The sequence below is a fragment of the Sphingomonas aerophila genome (assembly GCF_014199305.1).
Lineage (GTDB): Bacteria > Pseudomonadota > Alphaproteobacteria > Sphingomonadales > Sphingomonadaceae > Sphingomonas > Sphingomonas aerophila.
On sequence record NZ_JACIJK010000017.1, the window covers coordinates 26,432 to 36,892 of the forward strand.

Consider the following 10,461-nt stretch of genomic DNA (forward strand, 5'->3'; position numbering starts at 1 on the left):
GCCGGACCAACCACTTAGGAAGATATACTGGGCAACATAAGAGAGAAGCGCTGTCTGACCCAGGTTAGGCCATTGTAAAAAGTGAACTTCTATGGAATGCGCCGTATCAGGAACCCGGTGTTCGCGGACGACGCGACCATGGGGCATCTTCCCCTGCTGTAGTTGCAAAGGGCGCGCAAATGCCTGGTCTGTAAAGGCCAGCATGGGTGCCGGACCCACTCGATACCCGCTACCGCGGATGCGAAACGAGTGCCTTAGATTGATCGTCCAGATTCGGGAGCATAGCTGCCGTCGTGCTCGATCTGAATGATAGTCCGCTTACCGCCTTTGCCGCTCAAAAGCGGACCGGCGGCTCTCCACCCAAAGCCGGACAGTCCCAAAATACCATCCGTTGTGGGAACCTTCGAAAACATGATGCGAGCGCTGCGCAGCGCATCACAGCTGTCCCAAGGCGGGAACATGTTAACCGCAGGAAACGCGCGACTTTAACCTTTCGTCAACCGTAGCGCGGGTGGCGAGGAGCAAAGCCGCGATGGACATTGGACTAGGATCGCCGGGCATGTATCTGTTGCTGGCAGGCGGGCTAGCGACTGGTGCGGGCAAGGCGCTGGCGCGGCGCGACGTGCCGACCGCCTTGGCGCTTGGGATCGCCGCAGTGTTGAGTGGCCAGGCGGCGGGCCTGGCCGAGCACTTGCTGGCAGTGGCATGGACGGTGGTGGCGGTGGGGCTGATCGCCGCGGCGGGTAGCGCAGCGGTACGCTGGCTGACCGGGGCACGGGCGGGACTAGGCGCTGTTCTGGTTGTTACCTCCGGCATGATGGCCGCGATGGCCACGCATGGGGCAAGCATGGGGACGGACAACGCGCCGCTGACGATCGGGGTAGCCCTGCACCACAATGTAGCAACATTGATCGGCTTCTGGAGCGGCTCCGGCGGGTAATCGCCCACAAGCGACGTCGATCTGCTCACCCTACCGGACCGGGCAGCTAGGCAGGAGCGGAAGACAGAACGCCCACTCTCAGACATTCGTCACCTTCCCAAGCGCACCCACTAGCGGACGTCAGTCTCAACTATATGATGAGTGCAGTTTCGTGAGGTGACCGATGTACCGCCTCTTACTGCTGATGTGCGCGACTGCTGGCCTTATCTGTTCACCGCAGGCCGATGCCCAGAGAGGTATGGGTGTGGGGTGGAGCATAGGCGCTGCTGCCTCTGGATGGTACCTGCAGCGAGTTGCCGGAACGGGAGAGCGAATACAGCTGTCGTGTTCTCCCGTTTTGCACGGTCATTGGCTATACCATCTGGATGTGAAATCGAACCAAGCGAGTTCAGGCCATCGTGATGAGCGCGTAGAAATGTTGATCGATCGGTCACCCGAGACTTGGCATTATCAGCTTGCCGTGGATGGCCCGGGTTCCGCAGGCACTACTTTGAACAGATCCTCGTTCGTCGCGCTTCTTCAGCAACTGAACAGCCTAGCTTTGGGGGACGCTGTTTCTGTGCGCAGGCTCGGGTTCAGCATTGCCCCAAGAAATAGCGATCAGGAGACGACATTTGTCGAATTCAGAAAGCTATGCAGGCTCGACTTGCGGGGATGAACGGCAGCCATATGCCCTCCTCCAGCCGAAAGCTGCCTTTCTGCTTTCCCCCAAACCCGGACAGTCCCAGAATACCATCCCAATTGGGACGACAGCGCTCGCCCAATTGCAGACGTCGGCGCGATCGGACAATTTGCGCCAATGTATCAGTTCAACTCCATAGCTGGGCGGACCAGGCTTGGTACATCGATGGGGATCGGAATAGGCGCCCTCATCGCCGTTCCCGCAATCCTAGCAGCCATCATGTCTGGTGGCGCCGGACACGGCTCTTACATCGTGGCACGAGTGCTGTTCCCGTTCTCTATGCTTCTCACGCGACCTGAGGGAGAGATTGGGCCTGTCGCTATGTGCGCTGCATTGCTTCAGTTTCCGCTGTACGGTGCACTGGTCGGGCGGGCTGTGGCTCTGAAAACTGATCGAGCCGTCTTCTTTGCCGCAGCAGCGCACCTGGTTGCCGCTCTCGCCTGCTTCATGGGCCTGCTCCCCGACTTTTCGTAAAGGGCGAGTGTCTGCCTCGACCCGACCCCCGACAGTCCCAAATCACCATTCCAAACGGGACGGCTTCTTTGCCTGCGCGCCTTCAAAGCGGCCCTTCCGCTAGCGCCCATACCCGGCCACTCACGCAGGACAGCTGGCTGGCCTGTTTCGGACGTTTGTTCATCCGTCACTGCGTGAAGCAGACCTAGGCGTGCGCTTATCCGGGGAGTCGATCGGGCGAGAGCGCAAGCGGCTTCAGCCACTCTGGTGCTACGGGAAAGGTCTTCCACTCGCGCTTGAAAGGTGTGCGAACTTCCACCTGCACCGGATGAAAGTCCCGAACCCACCGTGCGGCGGACTCTAGTTGCGGCGCAAGCTCTGCCAGCGTGATGGTAGTGGTACCACACCACTTACCAGTTGCGTCAGTGAGAACGGCAGTGCGAATGGTCCCGTCCAACCATTGCGCAACAAGCAACTTGGCATGGTCCGCGATCACGGCCGCGTTCGCATCCGGTAGTCCATACGGGGCTGGGTTATGAGTTTCCCAGTATCCGAACGCTACGGTCAATTCTTGATCGGCGGAATAGAGCACAATCGGCTCCACCTCGCTCCCGTCGACGTGCGAGATCGTCAGCAAAAGGTAGCCGGGCTCCCAGCGGGTCCACTCACCCGTCCGGGCGATAGGCCAGTTGTGAAGGGCCGCGAAGACTTGCTCGGACCACTCGTCAATGGGCCCCGCCATCTCGCTCGGATAAGGAACTCCGGATTCCGCGGGATCGGTCATGCGGCATCATCGCCACAAGAACGGCCGTTTTCCACCCCTAGCTGCTCTAACCTGGCCGGACCATTGTCCACCCAAAGCCGGACAGTCCCGAAATAGCATCCCAATGGAGACGGCAGCTCTCGCCCCAATTGCGGACATCGCATCGGTCATTTACGCTCTGACTTATGAGAAAGGTCGGTCGTGAATTCGCTCTGTTCGCCGCCCTCCCGACTATCGCTGCGATGATCTGCGTCGTATGGCTGAACGGCGATCTCACGCAGGTAGAGGCTCTGGTGCCAGTGTACCTAGCGGCCCTGATCCTCGCCCTCGCACTTGTTACGATATACGTGACTGCCGTCCTATTCAGGACAATTCGGTGGCTAACGGCCAGCGTCCGCTAACCACCCAAACCCGGACACTGCGGGTACTGAGCGGGTACGGCGTCCATCTCCGCGATCGCAAGACACGCCTTTCCGCAGCCTTTGGCGAACATGGCGGTGGTATTGTCCGCCGCGATCTGACGACGGCTACCACTCAGTAGCGGACGTAACCGTAAGCCGGTATGCTTCGGATGTTGCCGGGAGGAGTCGCTCGTGAGCTATGACTTGGCTGTTTTTGACCCGACGTCTGCTCCTTCAGGTCGCGATGAGTTTCTTGCTTGGTTCGATAAGCAAGCAGAGTGGGCAGCGCCGCGCGACTACAATAGCCTGGACGGAACCTCGCCCGCTCTGCGCGACTGGTATCAGCTTATGATTCCGCAGTTCCCCGCGATGAACGGTCCGGATAGGTCGGATGCGTGGAATTCAAGAGTTTCCGATTACTGTATTGGGAGTGATGTCATTTACGTCGCGTTCGCGTCGTCGGTAGCTAAAGAGGCTTATACAGCGGTTCGGCGCGCTGCCGAACAAGCGGGAGTGGGGTTTCTCGACGCCAGTGGCGACGGTGAAGTCTGGCGTCCAATCTAGCGACCCGTACCGTGAGCCCGATCGTCGCACTTGCTGTCGCAGGCCCGTTTTCCACCCAAACCCGGACAGTCCCGAAATAGCATCCCAATTGAGACGGCAGCTCTCGCCCCAATTGCAGACATCGGCGCTATCGGACAATTTGCGCCGATGTATCAGTTCAACTTCATAGCCGGGCGGACCAGGCTTGGTACATCGATGGGGGCCGGAATAGGCGCCCTCATCGGCGCTCCCGCAATCCTAGCAGCCATCATGTCTGGTGGCGCCGGACACGGCTCTTACATCGCGGCACGAGTGCTGTTCCCGTTCTCTATGCTCCTCACGCGGCTTGAGGGAGAGATTGGGCCTGTCGCTATGTGCGCGGCATTGCTCCAGTTTCCGCTGTACGGTGCACTGGTCGGGCGGGCTGTGGCTCTGAAAATTGATCGAGTCGTCCTTTTTGCCGCAGCAGCGCACCTGGTTGCCGCTCTCGCCTGCTTCACGGGCCTGCTCCCCGACTTTTCGTAAAGGGCGAATGTTTGCTTCCACCCGACCCCCGACAGTCTCAAAACAGCATCCCAATCGGGACGACTGCCAGTGGGAAGCGCCCACTGGCAGTCGTTCAGCTTGCTCGAAACAAGCTGCCCGTCCAGATTTGTAGGCCAAGGGGACTGACATGTCGCTGCTCGGTGAGAATGCCGAAATTCTGAAACGAATTGACGAGGGTGGAAACGATCTTAGCCTTTCGCGGGAGGTGGATTTCAGCCACCTCTTTGCTGACCGGCTCTCGGCAGAGGCCTTCGCTTCGGATGTTGAGCATCTTGGGTTCAGAGCAGCCGTCGAAAAAGTTGATCGCGACGAGGGCCATTGGGACGTGACAGCATCCAAGGAGCTGGTGCCCTCAGCGGCAAACGTGACCGCAGCAGAGGAGCAGTTGCACGCGCTGGCGCAAGTGTATGGCGGCTATGCAGACGGATGGGGCTCCATGAACCCTTAAGGTGCGAACGTCCGCTTATCTCTTCCGCACTCCCGAAAGCCGCCATTCCGTTCTCCACCCAAACCCGGACAGTCCCGAAATAGCATCCCAAACGGGACAACCTGAACCGTCTCGATGACCCTTCCACTCGGGAAGGCACCGCGTCTGGATCACTAGACAGATAAAACCGCATCATTCAAGCTGATGCAGGTTGATCGAGGAGTAACGCCATGCGCTCTCTACTCGCAGTCGTTGCAGTGATGTCCTGTTATCAGCGGCAGCAGAAGCAAAACAGACTACACGAACGATTGTGTCGGACATCGAAATGTCCGAATGGACCCCGCCCTTAGACTTAGCGATCGACCTCGGTAGCGGCGAATACTCAATCAAGCCGCCTGCTACGCAATGGCCTTCGTCGCGTCCCAAGCCGGGTAATCGAAGCGGGAACGTCACTAGCTCGGACTTGGTTCGGGTGCGCAAGGCTTTTAACAGCGCCATCTCGACGGGCGTCGCCGATCGCAAGTGTGTAGCCGTGAATGGGCAGGGCTATGACGCAATCATCAGCAACGCTGGCGTTGCACGTATGACGCTATCGGTAGGCGGCAAGCAGACCACAACAGCCGCTACGTACGCTTGCTGGACGCCAGCAGCACATGCTCTTCATGAAGAGCTTGAGCGAACCTTCGGCCGTAAGAGTCCTACATGAAGCTGATGTAGGCCTTGCGTCCGCTTTCCCATTTCTCGATCCCAATCGGGACGCCCTGCCACCCAGACGGGCACGTTGAGGCGGGCGCAATCGGCTCAGACCCTCATCGAAAGCTGCTGATCGGGTTCCCGCGGCTAAAGATGTGTACGCTCACCCGTGACCGGACCCGAGTGGGCGGCCTAGCCCGCAAAGACGCGATCGCGCCCGGCACCCTTGGCTTGATAGAGCAACCGATCAGCGCGCTCGACCGCGGCCGCGAAGTCCTCGTCCTTGGCCAAGGCCGTAACGCCCGCCGAGAACGTAATGCGGCCGAGCGGTTGGTCGCTGTCGCGCAATTTGAACTGCCGGTTGCCCAGCTGGTTTTTGGCATGCTCCAAGAGCTCCGAACCCTTCTGGAGTTCGGACGACCCCATGATCAGGAACTCCTCTCCGCCCCAACGACCGACGATGCAGTCGGGCAGAGCCTCATTGAGCGAGGCGGCAACCGCTTTCAGCACCCGATCACCGACGGCGTGCCCATACCGGTCGTTGTACGTCTTGAAGGAGACGAGGTCGCACAGGGCCACGAATATGGCCCCGGGCTTCCGCTTCACGGCTGGCAACTGTGCTTGTATTCCCCGCCGGTTTGGAAGCCCGGTGAGCGCATCGCGCTCAGCATCTTCCCGCACGCTCTCAAGCTCCTCGCGCAGTTGCTCCACCTTGCCGCTGGTGGCTTTCAGCTCCTCTTCCGCGCGCTGGGACCGGGCAAGCGTCGCTATTACCAGCTCGGCCAAGGTCACCGTTTCAGCGTTCTCAATGTCCGGAAGGCAACCTTCCAGGTCACGGTTGAAGCCGCCGGTGAGCGCTGACGCTGATGTCGCGAGGTCAGCGAGGCGGAGTGCCTGGTGCCGGATAGCGGCGAATGCCGCGTCCCGGACCCCTGCGGGCTGTTCTGCTGCGGCGCGGTCTAAAAAGCGTGCGTAGATCTCGTCCGCGCGCGCCTGAGTGATCCTGACGCCCCCCTCGGTCAGCGCTGCGACCGCTCTCCCGATCGCGCTTCCCGGTGTCTCGTGGGCTGCGAACGCAATACGGTAGTTCTTGGGTGATGGCTCAAGCCGCTGATCGGCAAGGAAATCCAGAGCACTCTCGCTGATGTCCTTAGCAGTTCGCACGGTGATCCTTTGCCCGACTGGGCTGGCCTTGGCTAACAACCACTATGGGCGCACTTACCTTAGACTTCGTTTAAGCTGAGATGCACGCTGGATGGAGGTCAGGGTCAGTCGGCTGTTTGGGTGGGCGTCGTTAACCAACTGGCTAAGCGCCAAATTCACATCTGGCGGATAGCGCATCGACCCTGAAGAGGGGCGTGAGATGCGGAAGACAGTGACCTGTGCGTTGGCCGTGGCCATGCTCGTTTCGACGAGCAGTGCTGCGATGGCTCAGGCGCTGACCTGGCGTGTGTCGGAAGCGGCAGGCCCCGTCACAATCCTGCATGGCGGTGTTCCGCGCCCGGCGACCCGCGGCGCGACGCTAGCCGAAGGCGACGTGGTGCAGACCGCCACCGGCGCGCGAGCGGTGCTGGTCCATGATCGCGACTTCGTGACGGTAGCACCCAATAGCCGTGTGTCCGTGCCCGAGGCCGCGGCACAGGCGACCGGCCTGACCAAGCTGGTCCAGACGCTCGGCAATGCGGTTTACAAGATCCAGAAGCTGGGCGTGCCGCACTTCGGCGTGAACACCCCTTATCTGGCCGCGGTCGTGAAGGGCACGACCTTCTCGGTAACCGTGGACGCCAGCAGCAGCTCGCTCCAGGTGGTTGAGGGCGCGGTGGAAGTGGCAACGCTGGATGGCGGGGCGCGAGACCTGATCCTGCCGGGTGCCGTAGCCAGCATCTCGGCTACTGACATGTACCGGCTGCAGGTACAGGGCGACTCCAACCGCACCATCGACTCTCCCGCCAGATCTGCCACCCCGACATCGGCGCCGGTGCCTTCGGCAGCAGGAGCGCCGGCTGCCTCCGCACCCGCTTCATCACCGGACAGTGCGGTGTCGGGGTCCAAGGTCGTGGCGGTGCAGTCACCTGCGGACGTGGGCGGTGCGATGGCGGTCGCCAACGACGCGATCGACAACTCGCTGCCGATGATCGTCGAGACGATCTCGTCCAAGCCGACCGACCTTGGCGCGGTTACTGGCGGGCTGGTGAGCGGAACGCTCGCGTCTGCCGCTACGGTGGCCTCGACCGCGATGGATCGCGTGGAGCTGGCCGCAATCGCGAAGTCGCCTGTGCCTGTGCCGGCTCCGGCTTCACCCGCTTCAACGGCGGGAGCGCCTGCAGCAGACGCGCCAGCAGCGCCAGCCCCGGTGGTCGAGGCACCGGCTCCCGCTGCCCCGGCCCCGGCAACCGAGGTCCCGGCGTCGCCGGCACCGGTCGGAGAAACCTCTCCGTTGCCTGCACCGACGAACGACGCGGCAGCGCCGGACAAAGCCCCGGCCGACAAGGACAACGGCAAGGGCAACGACGACAAGGGTACTGGCCCGGGTAAGGACGCGCCCAAGCCCGACGCTGGCGATAAGCCCGGCCCGGGTAAGGATGCGAAGCCGGATGCGGGCGAGAAGCCCGGCCCGGACAAAGACGCCAAGCCTGACACAGGCGACAAGCCCGGCCCTGGCAAGGATGCCAAGCCCGACGCCGGTGACAAGCCTAACGCTGGTAAGGACACGAAGCCGGATGCGGGCGAGAAGCCCGGCCCGGACAAAGACGCCAAGCCTGACGCAGGCGACAAGCCCGGCCCTGGCAAGGATGCCAAGCCCGACGCCGGTGACAAGCCCGGCCCTGGCAAGGACACGAAGCCGGATGCGGGCGACAAGCCCGGCCCGGACAAAGACGCCAAGCCTGACGCTGGCGACAAGCCGGGCCCAGGCGAGGATGCCAAGCCCGACGCCGGTGACAAGCCCGGCCCTGGCAAGGACACGAAGCCGGATGCGGGCGACAAGCCCGGCCCGGACAAGGATGCGAAGCCTGACGCTGGCGACAAGCCCGGCCCGGACAAGGACGCGAAGCCTGACGCTGGTGACAAGCCCGATGCCGGCAAGGACGCGCCTAAGCCCGACGCTGGTGACAAGCCTGACGCTGGCAAGGACGCCAAGCCCGACGCTGGCGACAAGCCCGACGCCGGCAAGGACGCCAAGCCCGACGCTGGTGACAAGCCCGATGCCGGCAAGGACGCGAAGCCCGACGCCGGCGACAAGCCCGATGCCGGCAAGGACGCAAAGCCAGACGCCGGGGACAAACCCGGTTCAGGTCCGGAGCCGCATTGATCAGGTGAGATCGCGAAGCTGTCCAAGTGCATGCAAGCAAGGAGAGAACGCACGGCTGCGCGCATGATCAGGCAGGTACCGAGCGTTGATGAAGACAAAAGTGTCGTCGAGCCGAGCCGGGGGATGTGAAGTGAAACAGCAACCCGGAGGCGAGCGCGATCGAGGAGCGCGGCGATTGAAGCTTTTCTTGCCGGCCCAAATTGAGGTCGACGGGGTCGCTTCTCGGGCTCACTTGTTGAATGTATCGCTCTCCGGCGCCTTGGTGCACAGCAGTCAGGCCCCGGCCCCACGCACGGGCCTAAGCATAATCTGCGCCGGCCTTGCTCGCGCAGCACTGGTCCAATGGGCCGACAAGCAGCGTTTCGGCGTGACCTTCATGGTCGCCCTCAATGATCTGGAACTTCATAAGGTCCTGTCAGCTGGCGGCGCAAAGGCGGCCGCCAGCTGACCATGGCTGGAAAATGCAGGTGAATGGTAAGCCGACGGCGTTGCATTGCGAGCGGCAGCAACCCCCTCGGTTTTAGGCAACCAGCTACAATCGCCCGAGTCCCAAGACACCATCCCAATCGGGACTGCAGCTCTCGCCCACTTGCGCGCGTTCAGCCGAATGACAGTATGATCACATGAGCACCGCACGCCTACGTCTCAGCAAACCTTTAGCATGGGTGCTAGCTGCCTGCGTGATCCTCGGGTTCCCTGCGACAAGCTGGATCTACTGGCCCGCTGTGGGAGATGCCGGGGTGCTATCGCCCGAGGCTGACACGATCGTCATACCGATGATGAGCAGTATCTTCCTTGCTGTCGTCCTCCTGCCGGTCGTTTGCTCGATAACGTGGCTGTGCCTTCGTGGGAACGACGATGCCGGCAGCCTGCTGGCGTGGAACACAGCCCGGCCCACCCGAAGCGCCATGGTGACGCTCTGCTTCGCGATCCCTTTCACCGTTGGGCTCTCATCGTTGGTGGATGAGTTCACCGCGCCGCCTGGCTGGCACGGCCTTATGTGGCTGCCCTATACACTGGCGGCGATGTCTTGGCTGGGTGCGATGCGTGGGGCTGTGCTCTCAAAGCGGGATGACGGCTAACCACCAAAACCAGGACAGTCCCGAAATTCGATCCCAATCGGGACAACTTCCAGGCGAGCGACAATGTTAGCCGAGCCACGTTCTATCTGATCTAGACCGTGACTCGGTATCAGCGTCAGTGGATGCAATCGTGCTCAAGCAGCGGCACCGTCCTGAGGAGTTAGATATCGTCGGACTCCTCAGGACCACGGCTTAAACCTGGTCCTCGCCGGGACGCTGCACTCGGCAAGCACATACATGCAGCCCTCGTTGCAGAACTTAAAAGATGAGCAACAAGCCTCGCCTGGTTGGACCAGGAGCAGCCATAGCTTGGCTTCCTCAACCGCGGCTCAATACGCCTGTCGCGACAACGGGGCCGGTTGGAGCGCCAGTTGGTGATCCACCTGACGGCTCGATCGAGATGGCCAATGTCTCGCCCAGACCAGGGCCCGTACGAGGCCGCAAGGACAATTGAGTGGCTTGGCCGGTAGCGAGCAGACCCAAGGACCGCGGGACGCCGTCTGCGCCGATCCGCCAAAGCTCGGCCACGCGCCCGCGTGGTGTTTCGATCGCTGCAACCCGGATGATCCGGGAGCCGGGATCAACCACGGCCGCCACGGGCGCTACCTCCTGGTCCTTGGC

General features: G+C 61.8%; 9 protein-coding genes. 6 read left to right on the forward strand and 3 right to left on the reverse strand.

The genetic code is table 11. The features are described 5' to 3' along the window. Positions 1–532 precede the first annotated feature (532 nt). Positions 533–940 carry a hypothetical protein gene (locus tag FHS94_RS18295; RefSeq protein ID WP_184060611.1) on the forward strand — a complete coding sequence of 136 codons (408 nt, stop codon included), beginning with the start codon at positions 533–535 and terminating at the stop codon, positions 938–940. A gap of 1,352 nt (positions 941–2,292) precedes the next feature. Here the strand turns inward: FHS94_RS18295 and FHS94_RS18300 are convergent. Continuing rightward, positions 2,293–2,859: a hypothetical protein gene (locus FHS94_RS18300; RefSeq protein WP_184060613.1), complete on the reverse strand. Its 567-nt coding sequence runs from the start codon at positions 2,857–2,859 to the stop codon at positions 2,293–2,295. A 572-nt stretch (positions 2,860–3,431) separates the two neighbouring features. Here FHS94_RS18300 and FHS94_RS18305 point away from each other — a divergent pair. Together FHS94_RS18305 and FHS94_RS18310 are read left to right on the forward strand one after the other, a co-directional pair. Then, positions 3,432–3,803: a hypothetical protein gene (locus tag FHS94_RS18305; protein WP_184060615.1), complete on the forward strand. Its 372-nt coding sequence runs from the start codon at positions 3,432–3,434 to the stop codon at positions 3,801–3,803. A gap of 652 nt (positions 3,804–4,455) precedes the next feature. Next, a complete protein-coding gene (locus tag FHS94_RS18310; RefSeq protein ID WP_184060617.1) occupies positions 4,456–4,776 on the forward strand; it encodes a ribonuclease E inhibitor RraB in 321 nt (106 codons plus the stop codon). Positions 4,777–5,640: 864 nt separating this feature from the next. On the opposite strand, the gene FHS94_RS19835 is transcribed toward FHS94_RS18310, so the two are convergent. Beyond that, entirely contained in the window at positions 5,641–6,612 is a 972-nt protein-coding gene (locus FHS94_RS19835) for a diguanylate cyclase domain-containing protein (RefSeq protein ID WP_184060619.1), read from the reverse strand. Between the two features lie 199 nt (positions 6,613–6,811). Here FHS94_RS19835 and FHS94_RS19745 point away from each other — a divergent pair, with 199 nt between their 5' ends. From FHS94_RS19745 to FHS94_RS18325, 3 genes are all read left to right on the forward strand, one after another. After that, on the forward strand, positions 6,812–8,758 hold the full coding sequence (locus FHS94_RS19745; RefSeq protein ID WP_184060621.1) for a FecR domain-containing protein: 1,947 nt from the start codon (positions 6,812–6,814) through the stop codon (positions 8,756–8,758). Positions 8,759–8,993: 235 nt separating this feature from the next. Then, positions 8,994–9,206 carry a hypothetical protein gene (locus tag FHS94_RS19245; RefSeq protein ID WP_221234882.1) on the forward strand — a complete coding sequence of 71 codons (213 nt, stop codon included), beginning with the start codon at positions 8,994–8,996 and terminating at the stop codon, positions 9,204–9,206. Positions 9,207–9,537: 331 nt separating this feature from the next. After that, positions 9,538–9,840, forward strand: a complete 303-nt coding sequence (locus tag FHS94_RS18325; RefSeq protein WP_221234883.1) for a hypothetical protein — start codon at positions 9,538–9,540, stop codon at positions 9,838–9,840. Positions 9,841–10,158: 318 nt separating this feature from the next. Here the strand turns inward: FHS94_RS18325 and FHS94_RS18330 are convergent. After that, the coding region (locus FHS94_RS18330; RefSeq protein ID WP_184060625.1) for an anti-sigma factor domain-containing protein at positions 10,159–10,461 on the reverse strand (303 nt) is incomplete at its 5' end.